We start from the raw sequence: 25,375 nt of genomic DNA, 5'->3' as shown, positions 1-25,375 counted from the left end.
GGTTAGTATATGAAATGTAGCGTATAAATGAGCACTTACTTTTTGGGTTAACACCGAGCCGAATTTTTATCTTTTTTCTAAAAGCCAAATTTAAAAATTTGGCGGACTTAGCAAATACGCACAAGCCTTTCGAAAAACCTTAAATAGCTATGTTTTATATACATTGTTGTCAACAGTTTTTATTCCATTTTCTCAAATGCGTTCACATTTCCCAAAGACATATATTTAATTTTCCCGTTTTCATTTTGTAAAAACCCCATAATCCTTTTTCCATCGTAACTTTTGAATAATAATGGTTCTACTTGATAAAATTTTCTACCAAAACCTGAAAGCGTATTGTCATCATTTGCAGTAATTTCATAAGTTGGTTGTTGGTCACTATCTGGGCAAGTATAGCAGTTGGACATCCATTTATAAGTACCTGCAAAATCGGAAACATAGCTATGCATTCTTTCAGGATTGGTATTGATTACATCATTAGTGCCAAAATGCTCTAAAACTTGTGATACAACCTTGGCTCTCAAATTTGTATTCTCGTGATGATGAACGACAAAAATACCTAAATTGATTTCGGGAACTAATGTGATAAATGAGCTATATCCCAACATATCCCCTCCGTGATTATATGCTTTTAGTCCAAATTGATTTTTTTCGTAGAAACCATATCCAAAACCGTAAACTTCTGAATTTACAGAGAGTTGTTGTGTTTGCATAGACAAAGCTGTTTCTGTATTCAAAATTTTAGTGTTATTTAATTTACCAAGATTAAGATGCATTTGCAGATACTTTCCCATATCTGCGGTAGTACTATTAATTGAGGAAGCAGGAAAAGTATGGTACCATTCCCAAGGCTGTGGCACGTTGATTCCATTTTCATATTCATAACCTATTGATAAATTGTTGTTTTGATGTTTTGGCAATTCTATACTCGTCATTGACATACCTAGAGGTTGCCAAATGTTCTTTTTCATATATTCTTCAAGAGATAGTCCACTAATATCTTCTACCAACAATCCTGCAAGTGCAATTCCGAAAGTAGAATAAGCAGAAACAATTCCAGGTTTCCTTAATCGTATCAATTTACCATCGAGAAAAGTTTCTAATGATATTTGTTGGTCTTTTTCATAAACAACTCTGCCTCTTAATTCATCAAACCCAGCACTATGCGTCATTAGGTGTGAAGCTGTAACAGGTTCGCTATATGTAGTTGGAACTTTTACAGATTTCAAATACTGGTTGACATCTTTATGTATGTCAATTAAGTTTTTGTCTTTGAGTTGAAGAAGTGCTGTTATGGTAAATGTCTTGGTTATTGAACCAATTCTGAAAATTGTAGAATCAGGATTAACAGTTTTTGCATTTTTGTCTAAAGTTGTATATCCATAACCTTTTTTGAGTAAGGTTTTTCCATCTTTTACGATGATAAAGGAAGCTCCTGGAATATGTTCGGATTCCATTGTCTTTATAATTAAAGAATCGAGTTTGTTTTCTAAATCTCCAATCCCATATTCCTTTTTTTGTGAGAATATAATGGTAGATATTAGTGCAAATAGTATTGAAAGATAAATTTTCATTTTCTTGGTTTTACTGTAAGCAAAAATGAAGATTTAAAATTCGTTTTAATTGTAAAATATTGCATTAAACAGCGAAAAAAGCATTCTGAAATTCCAATGGATTAACTCCAATGAATCGCTTAAAGTTTTTATAGAAATGAGAATTGTCGTAAAACCCACAATCGATAGCAACATCAAATATTGGATGTCCTTTTTTCAACATTTTTTTACTTTGCTCAATTTTTTTTAGAAGCATAAAGTTATTAGGTGTAAGTCCTGTTTCTTGCTTGAACAATCGTATGAATTTGTATTTACTTATTCCAAATTGCGAAGCTGTTTTGCTTAATGAGAAAGTATCAAAAGATGTATCATCGATAAAATTTTGAAAAAGTTGTTTTGTTTCGTAGCTATTTTCCTTGTTGCATGAATATTTTGAAATCAATGTGGTTAATGTTGATTTTAGTCTTTTTTCAAACTGAATATCGCTTTTGTTGAAGTTAAGTGATAAAAGATAAAGTTCATTAAATATGTTCTGTTCATATATGATGTTATCATTAAAGAACACATCTTGACCATTGTTTAGTTTTTTAATTACGTCCGGTGAGATATAGAATGTAAAAAATGAATTCCCAATAAGATTGTCGCAAGGGGTAGCGTGAACCTCTTTAGCATTAGTAATGCAAATTGTTCCAACAGGTGCTTTTAAAAATCTATCTGTAAGTTTAGTATTAAAAGTGTTTTTTAGAATTAATGAAATATTGAATGTGTCGTGAGAGTGAAACGGGAAATCAAATGTACAAGATTTTGCATTTAGCAATTCTAATCCGTCAAGAATAGGAAGTCGATGGTATTTATTTATACTTGTCCTGTTTTTCAAATTTTTCTATTAGTCCAAAGGTTTTTTCAAATTGCTGGCAACGTATTTGTATATGAGTTGTAGCGACTTTATATGTGCTACTTTTTGGAAAGTAATTTACAAAACAAAATAGAATAGCGACCTGAGTTTGAACTCAAATCGCTATTACTTATACACGTTATTAGCAACTGGCTATTTTGATACTTTCTTCATGAATGTTCTTATTTTATTGATAATTTCATTTCCATCTTCTTCTAAAGCAAAATGTCCCGTATTATAAATATTATAATCTATATTTTTTACATCTTGTTTAAAAGCTTCTGCACCACTTTCGGGAAAGAATGCATCGTTCTTGCCCCAAACAATCAATAGAGGTGGTTGATTATCTCTTAAATACTGTTGCCATTTTGGATATAATTTTAAGTTGTTTTGGTAATCATAGAACAAATCAAAGTTTACAGCATGAGCGTTGGGTCTAGATAGTCTTAAATAATCCAAATGCCATGTGTCAGGATTTACATTTTCAGGGTTTCTGGTACCATGTGTATATTGCCATTTTAAGCTTTCTAAAGAGAAAACTGGCAACAGTGCATTTTCTGTTTGCTCATTTCTATTGGCCCAAAAATCTCTAATGCCCTTCCAAGCTTCTCCAAGTCCTTCTTCATAGGCATTACCATTTTGATTAATAATGGCAGTTACTCTTTCTGGATATGCGGTAGCTATCCTAAAACCTATTGGCGCACCATAATCCTGAATCATTAAGGCATAGGCATTGATTTCTTTTAATTCTAAAAACGAATTTATGGTTTCAGCAATATTGTCAAAAGTATATTCATAATCTTTTGCAGAAGGAAAATCACTATTTCCAAAACCAGGATAATCTGGTGCTATTAGATGAAACTCATTAGAAAGCTGATTCAATACTTTTCTATATTGATGAGAAGACGATGGAAAGCCATGCAGAAGAACTAATGTTGGGTTTTTACTATCTCCAGCTTCTCTATAAGCTACTTTAACACCATCAACACTTAATGTTTTGTAGTAAACTGGATTTGTTTGCTTTTGGTTTGAGTGTGCGTTTTCGTCCTTTAATGTGCTCGGTTTTTCTTTACAGGATATTATTAGCATCAAGGTAAATAGATAAATAAGTTTAAATTTTTTCATTGTAATATGTATTTAAAGTTTTCGTTCAGATTCTTTTATTTCTAGGTCGTTAATGCTTGCGTAGCGCTTTTGCATTAATCCGTTTTCATCAAATTCCCAATTTTCATTACCATAAGCCCTATACCATATACCATCTTTGTTTTTATACTCGTATTCAAATCTTACGGCAATTTTATTATCGATAAAAGCCCATAACTCTTTTTGAAGTTTGTAGTCTAATTCATTTTGCCACTTGTTTTTTAAAAATTCTTGTACTTCTTGCCGGCCATTAATAAATTGATTTCGATTACGCCATTCTGTATCTTCAGTATATGCCATAGACACAGTTATAGGGTCTTTGCTATTCCATGCGTCTTCCGCCATTTGAACTTTTTGTTCAGCTGTTTCTTTGTTGAAAGGTGGTAGTGGGTATTTTTTCATGATTGAAATTTTATTACCGAACATTCGGTAAAATTTATAAATAAATTTTTATTCATTAATATATTTGTGCTCAATATTTTTTATCGTGTTTTCGAAAATTGAAATATCTCCTATTCCTTTAGTCACTATTAAACTACCTTGAATTTCAATTAACACTTGTAAAGCTTTTTGTTCTGCTTCTTTGTGATTTAACTGAAACGCCATTCCAATTTCCTTAAAAGTGGAAAGCCATTCGTTCATTCCCTTTTTTATTTGTTCCTCAAATAGTTCAATACCTGTTTGCATAGATAGAGCCCGAAAAATGCAGGTTTCTTTTCCGTCATTATACAAAGTACGAATTTCTGATAACCCATTTTTTAATCTTATTTGAGGCTCAATATCATCATCCAAAAGAGACTGAAACACATTATTGATAATCCATTCGCCTAAATGATTTAAAACGGCATCAGCCATTTCTTGCTTTCCATTTGGGAATCTGTGATACAGACTAGCTTTTTTTAGACCTGTTGCTTCAGATAATTCTTTTAAGCTTGCCCCTTCATATCCTTTAGAACGAAAAACTTTAGTCAACCCTTTTAAGATTTCAATATCTAATACTTTTTGTGGCCTCATAGTGCAAATATAGGTAGAAACATTTAATTACCAAACGTTCGGTAAATTAATTTGCTTCAACTTGTTCCTAACGTGTTTGTATAAGAATAGTATGGGGGTAAAATGCACTTTCTTTTCGATTTAGCACTTAGCTAAATATATTAAAAAGCACTATGTTTTGGTTTAACACTTAACCCCTTATTATTTTTATACGTTGTTGTTTGTCGCTTTTTTTATCTTTCTCCAACCCAATGAGGATAAATAAGAGCTTGTTTTGAAACTGTATTTAAATCATTCATTTGTTGTACAGATAATTTCCATTCAACCGAATTTAAATTATCCATAAGTTGTTTTTCGTTTCTAGCTCCAATTACAATATTTGAAACCGTTTTGTTTTGAGCTAACCAATTGATAGCAATTTGCGGAATACTTTTTCCTGTTTCATTTGAAATGCTGTCTAGTACATCTACTACATTATATAAAAATTCATTTTCAACAGGAGGTGAGCCAATATCTCCTCCAGATTTTATTCTTCCTTCTGAAATGGGTTGATTTCTTCTAATTTTACCAGTCAATCTTCCCCAACCTAAAGGGCTCCAAACCATTAACCCCATTTCTTGGTCTTTTATAAGGGGCATTAATTCTTGTTCATAATCACGACCAATAAGTGAATAATAACCTTGATAGATAACATATTTTTCTAAGTTATGTCGTTCTGAAATAGATAATGATTTCATTAATTGCCAAGAAGCAAAATTTGAACACCCTATATATCTTACTTTTCCACTTGAAACTAAAGTGTTTAATGTTCTTAGTGTTTCTTCTATAGGCGTGTTTACATCAAAACCGTGTATGAAGTAAATGTCTACATAATCTGTATTTAAACGTTTTAAACTGTCTTCACAAGCTTGAATTATGTGGGAACGGGAAGAACCTTTGTCATTTATTCCACTTCCCATTTCAAACGAGCCTTTGGTTGAAATAATTGTTTTTTCTCTTTTTCCTTTAATGGCTTTTCCTAAAATTTCTTCGGATGCTCCTTGAGAATAAACATTAGCTGTATCAAAAAAATTGACTCCTCTCTCTATACATATGTCTATTAACCTTGATGCTTCTTTTACATCTGTCTGACCCCAGCGTTGAAAGAATTCGTTTGTACCTCCAAATGTTCCTGTGCCTAAGCTTAATAATGGTACTTTTAATCCTGATTTTCCTAAATTTCGGTATTCCATTAGTTATAGTATTTAATACAACAAATTTGGAAGAAAAAAAGGAAGCGTTAAAAGATAAACCTCACAGATAAATTGTGATAAAAGTCACACTAGCCTACTTAGGGTTTCTCTTGAAACTCCAAGATATGAAGCAATCATTGTCTTTGGGACTCGTTGAATTAGAGATGGATATTGTTTGAGTAAATCTTCGTAACGGTTTTTTGCATTATTACTTATCAAGCATAAAATTCTTCTTTGTAATAAGATGTGTTCTTTTGTCGCTTTTTTTCTAAAGAAGGATTCCATTTTATGCAAACTATTACACAATTTTTCTCTGTTTTCCAATGTAATAAATAAACTATTTCCGTCCTCTAGACATTGAATGTTTAATGTCGCTATTGTTTGATTGTTATATGCTTGAGGGTCAGTTATCCAGGATTTTTCTGTTGCGAATTGTAAAATATGTTCTTTGTTTTCTTCATTTCTATGTGAAGCTTTTAAAAGTCCATTTAGTATAAAAAAGTCATTATTTACAGAATCTCCTTCTTGTATAAGGAATTGGTGTTTCAAAAATCTTTTCAGACTAAAATGAGATAGAACAAACTCAAACTCTTCATCTGTCAATGAGATGATTTTCTCTATATGTTCTCTAAGTATTTTACTCATTAATGGTTAGGTGATTTTTTTAAAGTTACTCACAATGGTCTCGGCTATTAATAGTTGCGTGGTTTGGTACTTAACTTTGCAAGTACACACCAAACTGAAAATCCGCAAGGGTTTTCAGAAGTGGGCGAGAAAAAACAATTACTTATAGTCATTGTTGATAGTAGTTTTATTTTTTAAAAAATTCGTTATTTCCACATACTCAACGTCTGTTCTGTCTTCATAAAAATCTTTTAGTACTGCCCTGTGGGCGGCCCCCACTATGACCAAAACCCTGTCATTCGAGGTAATCCACTTGTCTATATTAGTCATCATGTAAATATTTCGCTCCCACCATTTCGATACAAACTTAGCTCCAATATAGCTTGAATCGTTAACAAATTTCGCTGTCTTATTCAAGTACTGGTCCTTGTTTCTAATATCTTCTTCATTTGAGTTACGATAGATAAGGTAATCTAGTATTGAGTTTCTTTCTAAGAAGTCCGATTCTTTTTTATCCTGTTTTTCTACGGAAGCAATCATTTTCTCAAGTCTTTCGTTATCATTTTTTTCCGCAAACTCTATAAGTTTTTCAAACGGCAAATCAAGTCTATGGTCTATGGAATAAACCTTGCTATGATTCAGTTCTTTTGCTAATCTAAAGCCTAATTGCTCTATTTCGTTAATGGTATAATCGTGATTCCCGTTTAAGGTTTCTGTATATAAACTATCCAAATATTGGGAATCAGAGGCTGGAAATTCAAGCATAACTTTAGTCGGTCTAAATTCTTTAAGTTTTTTTACAATCTCTTTGATTTCTTGTTGTCTCTTTTCGGACTCAAGGCTTTCAAATTCCACCGAAGAGAAATCTGACGTTCCTGCAAAATGAAATACACCTAAAATTGAGACCTTGGGATTAGATTGCTTTTTCTCCTCTATTTCTTTAGTTTTTTTACATCCTGTAAAGACTAGGAAACAAAAAAATACAGTTAAAAATGTTTTCATACTATCAATCTATGATTTTGAGTTAAATTATTGCCAATGGTTGGGCTATGATTTTGGCTTGGCAAATCCATTGGGATTTTCCAAGTTCGGAATCCAGCTGTTATTTAAAGTTATGAATTTTCAAGTAGGGTAGAAGGGAAAGCTTAATTATAGACGTTGTTGTACGTAGTTTTTTTATTTCAATTAGTCTTAACTCCAAGTAGTCCTTTTTCTAATCGTATGATTTTGTATTCTCTAACTAAATTCATTTTGAACCTAGCTCTCATTGTCCACTTGTTAGGAAAAGATTTATTGTCACAAGGCCTGTAAACAATCATATCAGTAAAAAACTTACTTTCTTCAGGATAGTATTTCCAGCATCCAATTAAATCCGACTGCTTTATTGAATTATTTTGTCCAATTGCAGCATAAAAAGTTAAAAAAAAATAGAACAAATGAAATTGTTTTTGTCATTCTATTTATTCAACAAATATTACGCCAAATTAAGCACAACGATTAATGTAAAATGCGCTTTAATGCATTTTTACACAGTGTTAGCAAATCGTTTTAATCTACTGTAATTTTCCATTTTGCATTTTTGAGAAGGTATCTACGACTTGCTTCTTTTATATCTGTTCCTTCTGGGACAGGTATTCCTGATTTAGGCAATTCACCTTCTTTTTGTATAACAACCGGTAAGTCATATTTTTTGATAACAGTCCCAGTAACTTTTAGTTTCTTCCCGTTGTCATCACCATAATAATAACCTCTAGGCCACTCTTGCTTTCCGTTGATCCATATAGAACCATCTTCTGTAACTAGCATTGCTCCTAATTTCGTATTGACAGCTGTTCCTAAAATTTCTATCTTTTTTCCGAGCAGTTCATTCATTTTACTATCAGCTAAAGAGTTGACCTTAGTTATTGTAGCACAAGAGGTCAAAACAATCAGTAATAAAATGGTTAATTTATTCATTCTTCAATTTAACGTTTGCCAACGGTCTAGTATAAGAATAGTAGCGGATTTTTACACACTAACTTTTCAGTTAAACATTAACTTTTCTATATTCACTTACTTTCGTTTTAGCGATTAAACCGCTATTTTTTTATACATTGTTAGCCACTGGATTTTATCGCTTATAACTCAGCCGTCATTTTTCCGAGGTTAATTTTTTCAGCTTTAGTGAATACTATTTCTCGGACAAACTCCATTTTTTTCCATAAATACGTGTTGCCTTTCAGTCCGTTTGTTGCTTTCATTCTCCGATTCAGTCGTTTAATTTCTCTTTTGGTTGCTTTTCTTCTTTCTCTAAGTTCTCCATAAAGTTTCATTGCTGGAAAGTCAGCAAACTTCTCTTTGAACAATGCCTTTATCCAAAATATTCTCCCACTATTCACTCCAAGTAAACAAACTTTAGGGTTATTTTTAGCGTGTTCAGGCAATTTTGATGGAAATTTTTCAAAATAGAATCCAGTTTGATTGTCATTTAGAAATAAAGAACCGATCGGTGTGACTGTCGGATTATTTTCCGAATCAACTGAAGCGATTGAAATATAGAAGTTAGAACTAAAACTTTTATTAAAATGCCTTCTTATTATTTTCCAATCCGTTTGTATATCCATTTCTGTTTGTTTTGCTTGTGGCCAAAGGTCCAGTGTATGAGTAGTAGTGGATTTCTACTCACAAACTTTTCGGTTTTATACTGACCTTTGTTTTCAGATTATATTTTCGATTCATCACTTAAACCGCTATTACTTATACACCGTGTTGTGCCCAGTTTTTAGTTTTTTATATGCTTCTTTATTTCCATTAAAGACATTTAGATCAACATACATATCTATTCCTTTTAGATGTCCACGATTTCCGTATTGCCAAAACATCCATTCTCTTTTATCTTTTAGTTCGGGTTTTTTATAAATATCTCTCGCCCAAATTGGATTATCTTTGAATTCATTAAGTAGAAATGCATTGTAGAAATCTTGAGTAATGTATAGTATGGGCTTTTTTTGATAATGGGTGTAAATTATTTCTTCAAATATTTTAATGTCTTTTATTAAAGAGTCTCTACTTTTCCTTAATCTGCAATTTCCACCAAATTCTAAATCGATTACAGGTGGTAATGAATTATCGATTTTCGGAACAACATTTATGAAATTTTTTGCTTGTTCTTGTGGGGCTCTACAGAAAGTAAAAAAATGATATGCCCCTACATCAATACCGTTTTCTTTTGCCTCTTTCCAATTTTGATTAAAACGTTTATCGATAAAGTCTCCTCCTTCAGTTGCTTTTATAAATACAAATCGTATTTTTTGTTCCTTAACGAGCTTCCAATCTATTTCATTTTGATGATGAGAGACATCAATTCCATTAATCGGATATTCACTTTCACTAGGATAATTAAATCTTAGATAGCCAAAATAGAGTGATGTGACTATTACTGAACCAATGATGCCTAAAATCAAAATTGTATAGATTATCTTTTTCATTCTATTTGGGCACAACGGTCTAATGTATGAGTAGTAGCGGATTTCTATTCACCAACCTTTCGATTTTGCACTAACCTTTGTTTTATGTCTATACTTTCGTTTTAACACTTCAACCGCTATTATTCATACACCATGTTGGCAATAGTTATTTTTCAATTGGTTTGTCCACTATAAACTCTTTTTTCCATTGAGTAATACTTTCGCTAATATCGAAGTATTCATCAAAATCGTTTTCTGATGTTTTCTCATAGTACTGATTTAAACTGTTCAGAAAGTCAGCAAGACTTGGTGTGATTACAGGTCTATCATTATCCCCTTTCCAATACTCGACCAATTGCCCTTTTTGTCCAGTAAAAACTCCTTTCAAGTCATAACAGATATAACTGCCACCTCCATTAGAAAAAATAGGTAGCCAATTTTCGTTCCACCAATTTTCTATTTCAAAATCATATCCTATCATTTCAGTAAATTCCTGATTTCCTGATAATACAAATTCCAGAGGTTCAAACATGGAATTATTTACAAATGCTTCATAACTATCTTGACTTTGTCCATTTTTCCATAAATAAAACTCCTTTAAATCAGATGGAATGATTTTATTATACTTCACTTCTAAGGCAAATATTTCTTCTTTAGATAGAGGTTTTTGAAGCTTACTATAATATTCAGGTCTTTTCTCCTTTAGATTCGTGTCCAATTTATCTATTTCAGATTTCATGTTTTTGTTGTTTCAACCTCTAATTATTGCCAAAGGTCTTGGTTATGGTTTCGTTGTGGAATCATCCGCAGGATTATTCCGCCGAAATCCAGCCATTTGATTTATACTTTTATTTTGGTGTGGCACAAAACCATAATGAATTATAGCCATTGTTGTAGTACGTATTTTTATTATTTTTTAGTGCCAAGCAAATAGAGTATAGCACTTGGTCCTGATTTTACTTTATTAATTTCCCAATCATAGGTTTCTGTTCCGTTCAAATTTTCAACAAGTTTATTCATTTCCTTAACTGAATAAGTTCGTAACGAAGAAACAACTCCGTCCCAAAGAACAAACAATGGTACAATAGGAATAAGATATGTGAAAACAATTCGCCCAATCTTAAAAGGTCTTATAAAAGGTGTTGTTAGTAGAACTGATATTGGTGAAAACAACATAGCCAAAATACTTGGTAAACTTCTTTCTTGTCCCTCAAATATTGCAATTGAACTATCGGTGTCAACGGCGTTTTGTAGAATTAATTTAGCGTCTTTCGGCTTGAAATGGTGCAATGATAAAAATTGAGTTCTCAAGCCTTTCAATTCATTAGGAACACTTCTTGCATCAACGGACTTTTCCAAATATTCAAAGTTATCAGATTTCGTTTTGGTCAATTTAAAAGCAGGAATGTTTGGATAAAAGTCAGTCAGAATTATTTTCAGGTCAGGTATGTCTTTTTTCAATTGAGAGTTCAACCAAATAAGTCCACCTCCGCTACCCGAACCAAGGTCTACTATTTGATTGGTTTTGCTCTTTAATAATCCTTTTTCGATTATAGGAATAATAGGTTTGTACATTTTAGTTTTATTGGACAAAAACTGTAGAAAGTCCGTTCCATAATTCCTTAAGAAAGTTGGAAACCATTTTTGGTCTTCCAATTCAAATAAATGTATTCTTCCCATTTCGGCTTTGTCAATATGTGCTACAACGGTTTCGGCTATGAATAGTTTCGTGGTTTAGCACTTAACTTTGCAAGTACACACCAAACTGAAAATCCGCAAGGGTTTTCAGAAGTAGGCGAGAACAAGCAATTACTTATGGCCATTGTTAGCTGTAGTTTTTTATTAATTCGGTCAACGAGTTTTTATTCAGCATTTTATCTAGATATTTTCCTCTGCTGCTATTTTCTCTTTGATAAGGAGAGAATAAGTTTGAAACTTCATTATACTGAGAATTCAATTCAATCAATTTTTTCTTTTTTTCATCGGATAACTCTATTTCACTATTCTCTTCTATGAAAGAAATTATTTTTTTAACGGCGATTTCCTTTTTAGCTATTTCAGCACCAGTGGCATTTAATGTGCAGATTCCGTAAATCCCATTTAAATAGTGTTCCCATTCTATTTCAAATGCTTTTTCCAGTTTTTCAAAATCAATTTTTCCGTTATTTAAGATGATGTTTTCATATGCAAAAGGGTTGTCAGTATGATTAATAAAAGTTTCTATAAATTCTTTTTTTACTTTTTCTTTAAAACTGTTGCCATTTTCTAAATTCAGATTTTCTTCAATTATACTGATGATGTTTTTAGGGAAATACCTTTTGGTTGTTATAATCGCTTCTTTATCACCAAGAGGTGAAGTAATAGTGTACCTTGATTGAATTTGATATGAGAAATTTGGCATTAAGCCTTTCGCTATAAGTTCGGATAATTTGCTTTCCGATATTTTAGTGATTTCACATAATTCTTCAGAGTCAATGTAATTTTCCGTTATATATCTAATGTCACTATTCATTCTAACTTTTATGTTTTTTTGGTGCAAATTATAGTTAACGGTTTCGGCTATGAATAGTTGCGTGGTTTAGCGATTAACTTTGCAAGTACACACCAAACTGAAAATCCGCGAGGGTTTTCAGAAGTAGGCGAGAACAAGCAATTACTTATAGCCATTGTTAGCCATAGTATTTTTTAATTTCCGAATGGACTTTTGTCGTTCACAAACGGACTTTCAAAAGTCGTCCAATCAGTTGTTTTTATTGGTTTTCCGTCAGTATTCATTGGCGTAAATCTAACTTTATATTTTCCTTTATTCTTATAAGTAAATGCGCCTGCACACATTCCGTGTCCAACATTTAGCTTACTATTCCATTCTTTAATGTAAAACACTTTTTTATCGTTAGTGCTCAAATCAACAACTTCTGTCTTATACCAAATTTCAGATTCCGATTTATTTTTTACATTAAAAATTGCATTTGCCGATGGTCCACAACCATAGTGGATAACTTCGGTTTTTTCAAATTCAACATTCAAGTTAGAATTCAGGTTTTCGAGTTCTTTTTTGTCCGTCGTTTTCCAATAGACTTTTTCTCTTACCTTTTTTTCTCTGTTGTATTGCTTCATTTCTCTTCCCTCATTTTCGGTTTGGTCAGAGTATTTAAGAAAGTATTTTGTATTAGGATTCAATTCCGATGTTGGACAAAAGATAGCTTGAGTTAATTGCATTTGTCCTGTATAAAATTCTTGAAGATTCAGTTCAATTAATTCTCCATTTTCACTTTCAAGGAATACTTTTCTGTTTTTAAAACTTTTTATTGTTTTTTGACTAAACGCATATCCTTGAATAATGAATTTTGAATTCAAGCCAATTTCTTTTGTTTCTGGAAAGAAATACATTGCACTCATTGAACATTTCGCAAATGCTGTTTTAATTCCGAAAGTCAGTAATAAAAGAAGTATGATTTTTTTCATAATATTAGTTTCTTAAATAACTTCAAATATCGTTCCGTTCATATTATGGCTAACTCACTTATAAAACTAAGATAATAAATCCTCTATATCCATAAGGAATCTGTTCGCTACATGAGTATAGATTTCGGTGGTTTTGGTACTATGACCTAAAAGAAGCTGAATATGTCTTATATCCGTTCAGTTCTCCTGAAGATGCCCTAAGCACATGAGGAGTGGCTTTTTTGCCGCTACCAGCTTTTATTGTTGCTGAATACGGATTTTTAAAAAAGAACGAAAATGGAAAGAATAAATACGTATTGGCACATGGCAAGATTATATGGATTAAGAATTTTTTCTATCGAATAATTCTTTGAACTTGATATGCAAAAGACACATAAAATTTGTATTGAATCGTTCCATTTTTAACCTACGTTTATAGTTTGGTCAACCATTTAAAATAAAGAACTTAAAAATCTATTGGTTAACATGTACTGGCCACTACTTTAGTCTGACAGCCTCTTAAATCCTTTTAATTAATAATAATTTTAATGATCACTTTTGTGCCTAGAGAATTACCTTCATCATTTTTCTTATCTATGATTGTAATATTATTGGTTTCATCATTTAGTTTATTAAACATTTCCAATCGTTCTTTAGTAACCTGTAATCCGCGAGATTTCTTTTTATGAATGGACTTCTTTTTTGTCGAATTCTCTCGTCCTACACCGTTATCATCAATTTCACAAACTAAAAGATTATCATCTCGATAAAAATTTATATTCAATATTTTGTCACCTGCAGTTTTGTTTAAAAGTCCATGTAGAATAGCATTCTCTACAAAAGGTTGAATCACTAAAATTGGGATTTCGATAGCTTCAGAATCCACATTTTCAGAAACAGTTATGGTATATGAAAACGAGTTTGCAAACCGTAAAGACTCTAACTCTAAATAATCGTTGAGCATCTTTATTTCTTCAGATAGCAAAATATCCGGTTCAATAGAGCTTTCAAGAACATTTCGTGTTAACCTACTAAATTTAGACAAGTACTTTAATGCTGAAACTTTATTGTTGCTGGTAATTAAATGTTGTATTGAGCTTAGTGAATTGAATATAAAGTGTGGATTTATTTGAGCTCTTAAAGCTTTGTTTTTCTGTGTTAAAGCTTCTCTTTGATAATGCAATTTTTCATTTTGTTCTAAGAAAACCTTATACGTTAACCCATAAGCAAAAATGATAATATCCAATATACAACCAACCATTAAGAAGTAACGGCTTTTATATTCTAAAAGCGCAGAACCGTTGGTAAGGTAAAAATGAACTATGGTACCGATCAAGAAAAAGAATAGTCCAAAAACAATAAAGTAAGCTAAAACATTTTTGCCTTTTAAGGCCAAATAGATTAGGCCGATAGTTGAAGAAGCGATCAGTGTAAAACGTTCTATGTTTACAAGATAAATATGGCCAATAAAGAATTTATGATATGTAAAAGAGGTGTCTACAATAAAAACCAAAAGTTGCAAAATCAGCATGAATTTTAAAAGGCGTTGTATTATTGGATAATCTTCTTTTGTTTTTAAATAAAACATAACAAAGAAGATATATGATGAGTTGATAAACATTTGCACAACCTCGTAAAACCAATATTTTAAGAGTAGATCGTTCCCAAATAAGAAGTCGTATATTTTTAGTTCATAACCACTTAAAAGGACTAATAACCAAAAGACATAAAGCGAATAAAATAAAAACTCAAGACGTTTTAAATATGCATAAAAGGCGAGTGTCAGCAAAACCATAATTGTACATATTCCCGCAAATATGTACATGGGTAAAACAGAATTGGAATCTTGTTGTGTGTAGTAGTTTTTGTTTAGTATATGTTGTGATTGGCTTATGAAGCTAAAACTCCAACTAGTTGGAAGTTCTCTAGAAATTACTTTTTTTACTTTCAAATAGAGAAAGCGGTCTTGGAAAAGTGAGTTTGATAAAAAAGACGTTTCAGAATGAAACTTCACCAAACTGACTTCTTTTTTAGCTTCAAACTGACCAATAATCTTATTTGAGATATTATCCTTCTCTAAACTAAAAAGTGTTCCGTATCCAAAATTGTTAAACTTTAAATACCATAGACTATCGGTTTTTAATAGATGTGAAAGATTTTTGAAATCTAATTGAATCCAGTATGTATCTTCAGGATGTGTTTTATTAAAAGTATTGGGAAATTGAAATAATCTATCCGATTTTAATATGGAGTGGATAGAAATAGTATCATTATTGGTTTTATAAATTTTAAAAGGTATAGATGTGTTTGTGGTATCTAATACATTTTGTGCAATACCTTTAAAGAATATATTGCAAGAGAGAAAAAGAAGGAGTGTTATTTTAGTTAAATAATTTTGCATTAACCACATTAAATTAGTCAAAGCTAACTATATATCCCTTTTATTAAGTTTAGGTGTATTACCAATACCTACTTTATCCTCAATATAATTTTGGAGATGGTTCTGGAGGCCCTTTTTTCACAAAGCTTTAGAAAATACTTCATAACAATCCATTAATTAGACTGTTTAGCCAAATATTAGTCCTATTCTTACAAAGTTGCTGAGTTTTTCAATTGCCAGGAATAGTTGTCATCGCATAGATTTCATCAATTAAGGGAGTTATGATCTGGTCGTTCCCAGCTCCAGCATTTACCGAAGTGATAACGGCTTCCCCTATGATATGCCTCCCTTTTAATGTTCCATCCTCATCTTTGTGGATTCCCTCAATAGGATAAATAGCTAAAAAATCTGCCAGTTGCTCATTGGAATAAAAGGTTTTTAACCCCCAAATGGCATGAAAGATTAGGGGTTCCCCGTTAGGAGCATCGCCCACGTATAACATGTTATGGCCTTTCTTTCTTAAAATGGTCAAAAAAGGAACTCCTTTTTCTTTAATAAATTTGATTTTTTCATTAGCCGTTTCCGGTAAGTCATATTTGGTCCCTGAATTGATTTGGTCTTTAGAATCCCTGGGAAGCCATACCTTGTAAGTCCCCAGTAAATCTCGGATCATGGAGGAACAATCCCTATTTTCCAAATTGCCTCCCCATCCATAAGGTCTTCCCGCCAAATTGGAAACTAATTGCTTAAGATGTTTCCCATTGAACTTAAAATTGTCCAATGCAACAGCACTTCTATCTATTTCTGCCTTTAAAATCCGTGCATTTTGGTTTTCATCGGTATTGGCAAAGTACACCGAAATCTTATCAGGATTATTGGAGATTTCATCATAAGGTAATACCATACCCATTTTGGCATTAATAGCATAATTGGAAATAGGGTTTTGTAAACTTGTGTTGTCGGATAGCGGTAGACAATAGGTGTCGGTAGACCATTGGGAGATAAAAGCCTCATCAACAATAGCAACATCATGCATGGCAACCCAACCCTTATAAATGGGACTAATGACATAGCACCACTGTTTATCTTTCGACAAATGGACAATCAAAACAGGTGTATTCGCCCATAAACCTGTCTCTTGAAAATAATCGAACGGAAATCCCTCACCTGCTTTTGAGTATCTGTCAAAGCCTGGCTTTTTTGTTGGGATTCTACGTAAATCGGTGTGTGCAAATACAATTCCTTTTTGAAGAAAATTAGGGAAACTTTGTAAGTCGGCATTGTTCACGATCTTTTCTCTTTGCCTTTTCTTATGGGGCTTTTTGTTCTCGCCATACCAAGTGTCGTTATTTAGGTATTTTTCCAAATAGGAAGGTTCTTTGCCAGGAAAGTCATTCAAATTGCCCAATAGTTCTTTAGAGGGACTATTCCATGGGACAAAGAAATTTTCAATGAATTTGTTCTTTAGAGAATCAGGAATTTGGATTTCTTCACTTGGATACTCCAGAGAATCAGGTATAACTGTTTTGATTTCAACTTTTAGGTTTTCTTTGTTTTCGTTTCTACAACTAAGAATCAAACAACTTAAAACTAGGACATTTAAAAAGGTTCGCATGGTTATAATTGGTAGTGATTTATCTTTTAGGTATGATTGAACAGGATTGTAAAATAGCTCTAAACTAACAAATCACAAACACATAGTCGAAACAATACACAATAACATTTTCGCATTCGGTTCCTGATTCAATTTTTGTACTTTAGAAAACTAAACAATTATGATGAAAACCGCTTTCCTTTGTCTTTCCTTTCTTTTTTTAACTTTCCAAATTACAAATGCCCAGGATCGAATAACAGGCGAGCCCTTCGCGACCCGTTCTGAAGTGTTGGGACAAAATGGAATGGTGGCCACAAGCCATCCCCTTGCCACCCAAATTGGATTGGATATCTTAAAAGATGGAGGTAATGCCATAGATGCTGCGATTGCGGCAAACGCTGCACTTGGACTTATGGAACCTACAGGCTGTGGTGTAGGGGGAGACCTTTTTGCCATTGTTTGGGATGGAAAAACTAAGAAATTGTATGGTCTCAACGCCAGTGGACGTTCACCGCAAAAACTTACCTTGGAATACTTTGAAAAAGAAGGGATGGAGAAAATTCCATCTCATGGCCCCCTTCCGGTCAGTGTGCCCGGTGCCGTAGATGGTTGGTTTGAACTGCATCAAAAATTTGGGTCAAAATCCATGACAGAAATTTTGGCCCCGGCTATTGATTATGCAGAAAACGGATTCCCTTTGACCGAACTTATTGCTTGGTACATACAGCGCACTGTTCCCTTTTTTGAATCAAAAGGATTTCCTAATATTGAAGACACGTACAAATCACAAAACGGAGGAAAACTACCTAACGAAGGGGAAATTTATAAAAATCCTTATTTGGCGAATACCTATCGGAAAATTGCAGAAGGCGGTCGAGATGCTTTTTATAAAGGAGATATTGCAAAAACCGTTGGTCAGTTCATAAAAGAGCAAGGAGGTTTTCTATCGGCCAAGGACTTTGCTGTCCACAAATCGGAATGGGTAGAGCCTGTTTCCATCAATTATAGAGGTTATGATGTTTGGGAACTTCCGCCTAACGGTCAAGGTATAGCGGCACTCCAAATGCTGCAAATTTTGGAAGGCTATGATTTTTCCGATATCGAATTTGGTAGTATTGAACATTTGCACCTTTTTACCGAAGCCAAAAAATTAGCCTTTGAGGACCGTGCCAAATATTATGCAGATATGGACTTTTTTGATGTTCCGGTCAAAGAATTACTGTCAGAAGACTATGCAAAGTCAAGAAGGGAGCAGATAGGCGAACGTGCTGGAACATATGCCGCGGGGGAAATCTCAGCAGGAGAAACTATTTATATGACGGTGGCGGACAAGGAAGGTACTATGATATCATTGATTCAGAGCAATTATCGGGGAATGGGCTCTGGCATGGCGCCACCAAAACTTGGTTTTATGCTACAAGATCGCGGAGAATTGTTCAGTCTTAAGCGAGGTCAAGCCAATACTTTTGAGCCGGGCAAACGCCCTTTTCATACCATCATACCCGCTTTTATGACCAAGGATGGTAAACCCTATGTAAGTTTTGGGGTAATGGGTGGCGATTTTCAACCCATGGGTCATACGCAAATCGTGATGAACCTCGTTGATTTTGGCATGAACCTCCAAGAAGCTGGAGATGCACCACGTTGGGATCATACCGGAGGAGCAAGTCCCATGGGCAAGACCACTGAAAATACGGGACTCATTAGAACCGAATCAGGCATTCCTTACACTACCATACGTGGATTGATGGATAAAGGCCATAAAATGGGAACAGCGAGAGGCATTTATGGAGGGTATCAGGCCATTTTGTGGAATGATGAAAACAAAGTCTATCATGGAGCTTCAGAAAGTCGTAAAGACGGTCAAGCTGCTGGATACTGAATTTTAGAAACTGATGGCTACCTACAATCGTTCTTTTTCCAATAGATGCAGTTTATTCATCTTCTCTACAAGATCACCTGTAATGGCCACTACCGAAGGTTTAGGTATGCCATCTTTATCAAAGGGCCATTTGCTTGTGGGATTGTTCAAATCGGTTGTTTGCTCGCCAGGGTGTTGCACGCTCAGAAACAACGTTTTCCCATCGGGTGAAAACCAGGGGCCGGTAAGTTCTGCATCATTTGGGGCCGAGACCAAGCGAATGATCTTGCCCTGATCTTTTCCATGGCGTGGAACCACAAAAAGACTATTGTTCTTGAATACCATGTAGGGCCCGTCTTCCTTGTTCATTTTGCTACCTGACATATCAGAAGTGAACCACAAATTACCGGCCATATCGAAGGCCAAGTTATCGGGGCACGAAAATCCGTTTTCCTCTCCACCTGCCATAAAAGTTGAAGCCTTAAATGTCAAAGAATCGTACTCACCATCAGTTTCCTCTATTTTTAGAATTGATCCGTGGAAATCATTTTTCTCGTAATTATTGGTAAGCGCTACAAAGACACTTCCTGTTATGGGGTCGATTTCAATATCCTCGGGTCGGTTCAGTTCAGTAGCTCCCAGAATTTTGGCGGCTTCCCGAGTGCGGATCAAAACTTCGGTCTGATTTTTAAACCGTTCTTTTAACTTAGGCTGACTTTCCCAATCAAGTGATAACCATTTCCCATTCAAGGTATCGGCAACATAGAGCGTTCCTTCTTTTAATGAGCCTGGTTTGGAGGACACAAATTTGTACAAATGTTCACTGTTCTTATCGTCACCAGAATAGGCGACTATACGTTTGTCCGCAAGTTCATAAAGCGTACAACATTCATGGGCATACCGACCAATGGCCACATGTTTTTGGGCAGTGCCATCTTTTGGGTCTACTTCAACGACCCAACCGTAATGCTCCGGTGGATAAGGATAAAATTTTTCCCAGCCATATGAGCTAGCTCGGTGGGCAGGTCGGCCATCTTGATCATATACGGTTTCCCCATAGAAACTATCATAGTTTTCTTCACAGGTCAAAAATGTTTTCCATGGGGTAATACCTCCTGAACAGTTGCTGTGGGTTCCGATTACGGTGGAAGTTCCCTTAACAGGATGGTCCCAGTTTAGATCAATAGGTGTCTTTGCCGTTACACGACGATTGTAGGGGTCGTTTTTGACAACTTCCCATTTCCCGTCCTTTTGTTTTATACGAACGATACTTCCACCAACATTATACATTTCTTTGTCAACCTGTTCCTTGGTACGCTGATCGCTTGGGTTTTCGTATTTTTTCCTATCGAAACCGGAAACGAACAACGGATTGACATATTCGTGATTAACCCACAAAAGACCATCTGTAGGGTCATCATCATTGAGCGGAATGAAACAGGTAAAATCGTTGTTGAAGCCAAAGCGGTCATTTTGGCTAATTTCATCGCCCCAACGTACAATTACATGATAATCCAATCCTTGGGCCAATAATAAATCGTCCTTATTTGACGGCAAAAGCCCCTCAATGGTCAATTTCTTTAATCTTTCCAATTCCAGACTGGTTGCTTCTAGGTTTTTTTCCTTTGGAGAGGCTGTATTCCCACAACTAACCAAAAAAGGAGGTAGTATGGCGGTACCAATACTTGCCTTACCCAAAAAAGTGATAAATTTTCTTCTATTATATTCCATAATTTGTTTTTAGTTTTCAACAATCCGCGCAGATTCCGCGAATTATTGTCTGTACGTTGTTTGTTTTGAATCCCTTTGGGATATTAAGCTGAGATGGAACCAACTCTTCCATACAATATACCGTTTCGCAGCATTCGCATACGAAATGAGCGTGTTCATTACCATGTATTGGTGGCTCCCCAAATGCATATTTGGATACTCCTGTGTGGTCGTTTATACGATGGATGATACCTGCCTGCTCAAAACTTGTCAAATTTCGGTATAGGGTGGATTTGTCCAATTCGTTGACCAATGCTGCTTGTAGGTCATTGTACGACTGTGCATGTTCCATATTCATGAAATGCTGTACCAATGCGATACGGACTTTGGTTTTTTTTAACCCTTTCCGCTCCAACAGTTGTTCATAGTTTTCATTTTTCATCACAAGATTCCATTTAATTAAAACTTATGGCATCGGCATTTTCAATTCGATAATAGTACTCGTTGGGATTTTGCCTGTTCAATCGTAGAATACCATTTACGGACAGTAATTCATCCATTTTGAACGCTGGTTTTTCTGCAAACTGAAGCCCTACTACCGTTTCAGGGCCACCGTTTCCACAGAAAAAGCATGAGGCCATTGGATTCATGGAGAGCATATAAACTGATTGACTGCCATCCAATACAAGAAAATAGCCCGTGAGAACAATTTCCTTTCCTTCCAGTGCTTTTAAATCTTCTGAAAACCTTGCTTTTGTAAATCCAGGAAAAGGATCTTCCAAAGAAAGTGCTTGAAAAGAAATGCCACCTGTGAGGTCTGACCAATCCAAAGAGGTCTGCGCATAGGTGGTAGTTGCCATCCAAATCAATACTATGAAAGGAAGAAATCGCATTTTTTTAATTTACCAGTTGGCCAGTGGCCACTTTTAAGATATAATTGCAATGATCTACATTGTCTCTATTGAGTTCAAGGACTCCTGTTACCGTAACAATCTGGTCGGTTCTAAAAGGAGGTTTTTCCTTGAAGTTCACTTCGATAATGGTCTCGGGTCCTGCAGCACCGCAAAAAAAGCAGGAAGCCATTGGGTTTTGGGAAAGCAGGAACACTTCACCACTTCCGGAGATATCCAAAAAGAATCCTTTGATACTTACTTGCTTACCTTTATAAGCCATTATCTTTTTACCAAAGGTTGGCATTAAGAAATGCATATCGTACGTTGCATTGTATTCAGGTTCAAAGTTGACATCTGCAAAATCTTCCCAGGTCAATTGCTTTTGCGCTATTGCAAAAGTACTCACAAAAGTTACGGACAAAACAAATAAGAACGATTTAAGCATCTGATAAAGTTTTAGCAACGTTTAGTTTAAAAATGGAGCGAGACGCCAATAAAGTGGCTATAATAGCCAATGCCACTATAAGGCACAATATAAAAAATTCAAATAGTTCTGGCCCTTGTACTTGCAAAGTATATCCGTATGAAGCGTTTAAATACCCAGAAACGATCGATATGCCCAATCGGCCCAAAAGCCATCCAAGCACAACCCCGATAATGGACAAAAAGATCCCTTCCAAAAGTGCCAATCCAAGAAGTTGTCTTGTGTGCAAGCCATAGGTCCTTAAAAGCGCAAGCTCTTGTTTTCTTTCCCGAATGGTCTTTAAAAGACTGATGAAAATGCTCAATCCAGAAACCAATAGAATGGCTAAGGCAATTCCGTTTATTGTCTGTGCCCCAGAACCCAACAATCCCATAAGACGTTGTATCTCAAACCCCGGTAAGGCCGCTTGCATAGTAGTGTTCTCATTGATGAATCTTGGAAGCTGGACCATTCCTAAAGGACTTTTAAACTTGACCAAAAGAGAAGTAATCTCTAAATCTTCATGACTTTTATGTTCTTCGTGTCCGTATTCTTCGTCATGGTCGTGCCCTTCATGATTTTCATGCTCTTCGTGCCCATGTTCTTTGTCATGTTTATATTCTTCTTGGTGTTCATTTTCTGATTCTTCAATACGTGCATCGTCATGGTCATGCGCCTTCCAAATACTTTCTAAATTTGAAATCAGTAATTGATCTATTACCGTTCCAGTAGGCTTCAGAATACCAACAATTTCATAAGGATGATTTTCATGTCCTTCAGATCCAGAATCCACCAGGCCGTGGGAGCTTATAAAAGTATCGCCGAGTTGTAGGTTTAATTTAGAACGGACTCCACTGCCAACAACTACTTCAAACGATTTTTGGTAAAGGCGTCCTTCACTTAGTTTTGCATTATAACTTTCTAAATACTTGGTTTCCGTACCTAGAATGCGATGCCCTTTGTAGTTGTCTCCGTAAGAAACAGGAATTGCTTTTTCAACAAATGGGTGCTTTTGCAGTGCGGTCACATCCTTTAACTTAATATTCCCTGTTGGCACATCTACGTGAAGAACGGAAGATAAGACCAGTTGCAATGGACTGCCTTTTGCCCCAACGACCATATCGAACGGTGCAATGTTTTTATCAAGTTGACCACCTAGTTGCTGACTCAATTGAAAAACAAACGTGACCAAGGATACACTTAACGATAACAGCATTAAACTCAAAACTAAATTGAGAGGTTTGGAAACCATGTTTCTATATGCTAGATAGCCCAAATTCATAGTTCAATTCGATTTTGAAAATGAGACATTACACGCAGATCATGGGTGATGATCAATAAACTACTTTTGCATATCTCCGCCTCCTCTTTAAGTAAATTAATGACCTTGATGCAGTTAACATCGTCTAAATTAGAAGTAGGTTCATCGGCCAATACAATTTTAGGTTTATGAATCAAGCCAAGGGCAATGGACAATCGTTGTTGCTGTCCTTGGCTCAATGTGGTAACTTTTTTATCAAGATGCTCCGATAGGCCTAACCTTTCGGCAAGCTGAAGTTTTCTTTGCTTATCAACGGAATTTTTGGGGAAGCGTTGACGAAGAAGAAGGTTATCAAAAACATTGAGGGATTTTATAAAATGATAGTGCTGGAAGATGAGCCCGATGTATTCCCCTCGGAATCTATCAATCTCTTTGCGGGATAATGAATTTAATTCAGTTCCATCAATGGCAACTGATCCCTTTATAGGGGGAAGCAATCCGGCCATAAGATATAAAAGTGTTGTTTTGCCTACACCAGATGGTCCTATGACCAGTAAATGTTCTCCAGGAGTCAGTTCAATATCAGGAAAAATCATTTCTTGCCCATTTTTATACGCATATGTAAGACCTGATGTTGTAACCATTAATTCGTTTTTACAAAAATAAACATAAATGCAACTTAGTTGCATTTAAAAAATAGCATTAACTTTGCCAAAAATCTAATTTTAGTCTTTATATGCTCTAAATGGGCATGTTAAAAATGTTATAATTAATGACTTTATCACAGTTAACTGTTAAATCTGATTGGATAGGAATGTTTGTTAGTGGACTCTGCTTGGTTCACTGTTTGGCAACACCCTTTATTTTTTTGGCGTATGTGAATGTTGGAACGCATGGGGAAGCCCATCCATTTTGGTGGGGCCTTTTGGACATTGTCTTTTTGGTCTTCTCATTTTTTGCAGTGTATTGGTCTGCCCGCAATACCTCCAAAGCTTGGGTCAAATACGCATTTGGATTTCTTTGGGTAGTTTTATCTTTAGTTATATTGAATGAAAAACTGGAGCTATTTCATTTACCAGAAGCGGTCATCTATCCACCAACTTTAGGCTTGATTATACTTCATTTTTACAATCGGCGCTATTGCAATTGTAATGACGAAACTTGTTGCGCTGATGTTTAACAATCAAATTTGTGTTTAATGGATAAATCCCAAATAGAGGCATTAGGCGACAACCATATTGCTACATCGGTAAAAACCCCAATGCGCGTTGATGCCTTTGAGCATACTGATTCGGAAAAAATCAAAAACATTCAATTCCATTTTTCAAAAATAATGGAAGAATTAGGTCTGAACCTTACCGATGAGAGTCTTTCTGGAACACCTTATCGTTTTGCAAAAATGTATGTCAAGGAATTATTTTATGGCTTGGACCCCAAAAACAAACCTAAAATTTCCACCTTTCCAAATACCTATGGCTATCAACGTATGCTGGTAGAACAAGACATATCTATAGACTCTTCTTGTGAACACCATTTTTTGCCTATTGTAGGATATGCCCATGTTGGATACATTCCAAAAAGTAAAGTGGTCGGGTTATCGAAAATCAACCGTTTGGTAGACTATTATGCCCACAGGCCACAAGTCCAGGAGCGGCTCTGTCTTCAAATTTTAAAAGATCTACAGACAACATTAGATACCGAAGATGTCATTGTGGTCATACATGCAAAGCATCTATGTGTTTCATCTAGAGGGATAAAAGACAAAGAGAGTGCCACTACTACATTGGAGTATGGGGGTGTATTTGCCAATCAAAACATACGTGACGATTTTTTTAGCCTGTTACGGAACAGTACTGATTTAGGTAAATAAAGTATTAAGTAGT

At 34.7% G+C, this 25,375-nt stretch carries 26 protein-coding genes; 3 read left to right on the top strand and 23 right to left on the bottom strand.

The window, feature by feature from the left end; genetic code table 11:
* Nucleotides 1-179: 179 nt before the first annotated feature.
* From LV716_RS00135 to LV716_RS00050, 17 genes are all read right to left on the bottom strand, one after another.
* Nucleotides 180-1,574, bottom strand: a complete 1,395-nt coding sequence (locus tag LV716_RS00135) for a serine hydrolase (RefSeq protein WP_163419268.1) — start codon at nucleotides 1,572-1,574, stop codon at nucleotides 180-182.
* Between the two features lie 64 nt (nucleotides 1,575-1,638).
* The gene (locus LV716_RS00130; RefSeq protein ID WP_233759185.1) at nucleotides 1,639-2,430 is read right to left on the bottom strand and encodes an AraC family transcriptional regulator; all 792 of its coding nucleotides are present in this window, start codon (nucleotides 2,428-2,430) and stop codon (nucleotides 1,639-1,641) included.
* A 171-nt stretch (nucleotides 2,431-2,601) separates the two neighbouring features.
* Nucleotides 2,602-3,573 carry an alpha/beta fold hydrolase gene (locus LV716_RS00125; RefSeq protein WP_163419267.1) on the bottom strand — a complete coding sequence of 324 codons (972 nt, stop codon included), beginning with the start codon at nucleotides 3,571-3,573 and terminating at the stop codon, nucleotides 2,602-2,604.
* Between the two features lie 12 nt (nucleotides 3,574-3,585).
* Nucleotides 3,586-3,993 (bottom strand): nuclear transport factor 2 family protein, encoded by a 408-nt coding sequence (locus LV716_RS00120; RefSeq protein WP_163419266.1) that lies wholly within the window; start codon nucleotides 3,991-3,993, stop codon nucleotides 3,586-3,588.
* A gap of 48 nt (nucleotides 3,994-4,041) precedes the next feature.
* Complete coding sequence (locus LV716_RS00115) at nucleotides 4,042-4,605, bottom strand: TetR/AcrR family transcriptional regulator (RefSeq protein WP_163419265.1); 564 nt, start codon at nucleotides 4,603-4,605, stop codon at nucleotides 4,042-4,044.
* A gap of 212 nt (nucleotides 4,606-4,817) precedes the next feature.
* The gene (locus tag LV716_RS00110) at nucleotides 4,818-5,816 is read right to left on the bottom strand and encodes an aldo/keto reductase (protein WP_163419264.1); all 999 of its coding nucleotides are present in this window, start codon (nucleotides 5,814-5,816) and stop codon (nucleotides 4,818-4,820) included.
* An 84-nt stretch (nucleotides 5,817-5,900) separates the two neighbouring features.
* Nucleotides 5,901-6,461, bottom strand: a complete 561-nt coding sequence (locus tag LV716_RS00105) for a Crp/Fnr family transcriptional regulator (protein ID WP_163419263.1) — start codon at nucleotides 6,459-6,461, stop codon at nucleotides 5,901-5,903.
* A 138-nt stretch (nucleotides 6,462-6,599) separates the two neighbouring features.
* Entirely contained in the window at nucleotides 6,600-7,442 is an 843-nt protein-coding gene (locus LV716_RS00100; protein WP_163419262.1) for a DUF5694 domain-containing protein, read from the bottom strand.
* 546 nt (nucleotides 7,443-7,988) lie between these two features.
* Nucleotides 7,989-8,396: a hypothetical protein gene (locus LV716_RS00095; RefSeq protein WP_163419261.1), complete on the bottom strand. Its 408-nt coding sequence runs from the start codon at nucleotides 8,394-8,396 to the stop codon at nucleotides 7,989-7,991.
* A 161-nt stretch (nucleotides 8,397-8,557) separates the two neighbouring features.
* Nucleotides 8,558-9,043, bottom strand: a complete 486-nt coding sequence (locus LV716_RS00090; RefSeq protein WP_163419260.1) for a pyridoxamine 5'-phosphate oxidase family protein — start codon at nucleotides 9,041-9,043, stop codon at nucleotides 8,558-8,560.
* Between the two features lie 129 nt (nucleotides 9,044-9,172).
* The gene (locus LV716_RS00085) at nucleotides 9,173-9,907 is read right to left on the bottom strand and encodes a GH25 family lysozyme (RefSeq protein ID WP_163419259.1); all 735 of its coding nucleotides are present in this window, start codon (nucleotides 9,905-9,907) and stop codon (nucleotides 9,173-9,175) included.
* A gap of 145 nt (nucleotides 9,908-10,052) precedes the next feature.
* Entirely contained in the window at nucleotides 10,053-10,625 is a 573-nt protein-coding gene (locus LV716_RS00080) for an SMI1/KNR4 family protein (RefSeq protein WP_163419258.1), read from the bottom strand.
* A gap of 170 nt (nucleotides 10,626-10,795) precedes the next feature.
* The gene (locus LV716_RS00075; RefSeq protein WP_163419257.1) at nucleotides 10,796-11,566 is read right to left on the bottom strand and encodes a hypothetical protein; all 771 of its coding nucleotides are present in this window, start codon (nucleotides 11,564-11,566) and stop codon (nucleotides 10,796-10,798) included.
* 145 nt (nucleotides 11,567-11,711) lie between these two features.
* Nucleotides 11,712-12,398 carry a DUF6058 family natural product biosynthesis protein gene (locus LV716_RS00070; protein ID WP_163419256.1) on the bottom strand — a complete coding sequence of 229 codons (687 nt, stop codon included), beginning with the start codon at nucleotides 12,396-12,398 and terminating at the stop codon, nucleotides 11,712-11,714.
* A 173-nt stretch (nucleotides 12,399-12,571) separates the two neighbouring features.
* Nucleotides 12,572-13,351, bottom strand: coding sequence for a hypothetical protein (locus LV716_RS00065; RefSeq protein WP_163419255.1), 780 nt, complete (start codon nucleotides 13,349-13,351; stop codon nucleotides 12,572-12,574).
* A gap of 508 nt (nucleotides 13,352-13,859) precedes the next feature.
* Nucleotides 13,860-15,731: a sensor histidine kinase gene (locus LV716_RS00055; RefSeq protein ID WP_163419254.1), complete on the bottom strand. Its 1,872-nt coding sequence runs from the start codon at nucleotides 15,729-15,731 to the stop codon at nucleotides 13,860-13,862.
* 208 nt (nucleotides 15,732-15,939) lie between these two features.
* Nucleotides 15,940-17,325 (bottom strand): SH3 domain-containing C40 family peptidase, encoded by a 1,386-nt coding sequence (locus LV716_RS00050; RefSeq protein ID WP_163419253.1) that lies wholly within the window; start codon nucleotides 17,323-17,325, stop codon nucleotides 15,940-15,942.
* A gap of 160 nt (nucleotides 17,326-17,485) precedes the next feature.
* Between LV716_RS00050 and ggt the strand changes: the two genes are divergently transcribed.
* A complete protein-coding gene (gene ggt / locus LV716_RS00045) occupies nucleotides 17,486-19,186 on the top strand; it encodes a gamma-glutamyltransferase (RefSeq protein WP_233759184.1) in 1,701 nt (566 codons plus the stop codon).
* A gap of 21 nt (nucleotides 19,187-19,207) precedes the next feature.
* Here the strand turns inward: ggt and LV716_RS00040 are convergent, their stop codons facing one another.
* The 6 genes from LV716_RS00040 to LV716_RS00015 are packed head-to-tail and all read right to left on the bottom strand — an operon-like array spanning nucleotide 19,208 to nucleotide 24,136.
* Nucleotides 19,208-20,896: a PhoX family phosphatase gene (locus LV716_RS00040; protein ID WP_163419252.1), complete on the bottom strand. Its 1,689-nt coding sequence runs from the start codon at nucleotides 20,894-20,896 to the stop codon at nucleotides 19,208-19,210.
* 16 nt (nucleotides 20,897-20,912) lie between these two features.
* Complete coding sequence (locus tag LV716_RS00035) at nucleotides 20,913-21,317, bottom strand: Fur family transcriptional regulator (RefSeq protein ID WP_163419251.1); 405 nt, start codon at nucleotides 21,315-21,317, stop codon at nucleotides 20,913-20,915.
* A 13-nt stretch (nucleotides 21,318-21,330) separates the two neighbouring features.
* Nucleotides 21,331-21,768 carry a hypothetical protein gene (locus LV716_RS00030; RefSeq protein WP_163419250.1) on the bottom strand — a complete coding sequence of 146 codons (438 nt, stop codon included), beginning with the start codon at nucleotides 21,766-21,768 and terminating at the stop codon, nucleotides 21,331-21,333.
* A 4-nt stretch (nucleotides 21,769-21,772) separates the two neighbouring features.
* A complete protein-coding gene (locus LV716_RS00025) occupies nucleotides 21,773-22,213 on the bottom strand; it encodes a hypothetical protein (protein ID WP_163419249.1) in 441 nt (146 codons plus the stop codon).
* Nucleotides 22,206-23,513 (bottom strand): ABC transporter permease, encoded by a 1,308-nt coding sequence (locus LV716_RS00020; protein WP_163419248.1) that lies wholly within the window; start codon nucleotides 23,511-23,513, stop codon nucleotides 22,206-22,208. Before LV716_RS00020 ends, LV716_RS00025 begins: the two co-directional genes overlap by 8 nt.
* Complete coding sequence (locus LV716_RS00015; protein WP_233759183.1) at nucleotides 23,510-24,136, bottom strand: ABC transporter ATP-binding protein; 627 nt, start codon at nucleotides 24,134-24,136, stop codon at nucleotides 23,510-23,512. The genes LV716_RS00020 and LV716_RS00015 overlap by 4 nt, the downstream gene beginning before the upstream one ends.
* Before the next feature lie 128 nt (nucleotides 24,137-24,264).
* On the opposite strand from LV716_RS00015, the gene LV716_RS00010 reads away from it, so the two are divergent.
* Together LV716_RS00010 and folE are read left to right on the top strand one after the other, a co-directional pair.
* Entirely contained in the window at nucleotides 24,265-24,672 is a 408-nt protein-coding gene (locus LV716_RS00010; RefSeq protein WP_233759182.1) for a MerC domain-containing protein, read from the top strand.
* An 18-nt stretch (nucleotides 24,673-24,690) separates the two neighbouring features.
* The gene (folE, locus tag LV716_RS00005) at nucleotides 24,691-25,362 is read left to right on the top strand and encodes a GTP cyclohydrolase I FolE (RefSeq protein WP_163419246.1); all 672 of its coding nucleotides are present in this window, start codon (nucleotides 24,691-24,693) and stop codon (nucleotides 25,360-25,362) included.
* Nucleotides 25,363-25,375 lie beyond the last annotated feature (13 nt).

Source organism: Flagellimonas sp. HMM57 (genome assembly GCF_021390175.1).
In the GTDB taxonomy this organism is placed as follows: domain Bacteria; phylum Bacteroidota; class Bacteroidia; order Flavobacteriales; family Flavobacteriaceae; genus Flagellimonas.
Note: the sequence above shows the minus strand (reverse complement) of the source record. Positions and strands in the feature narration are given on the sequence as shown.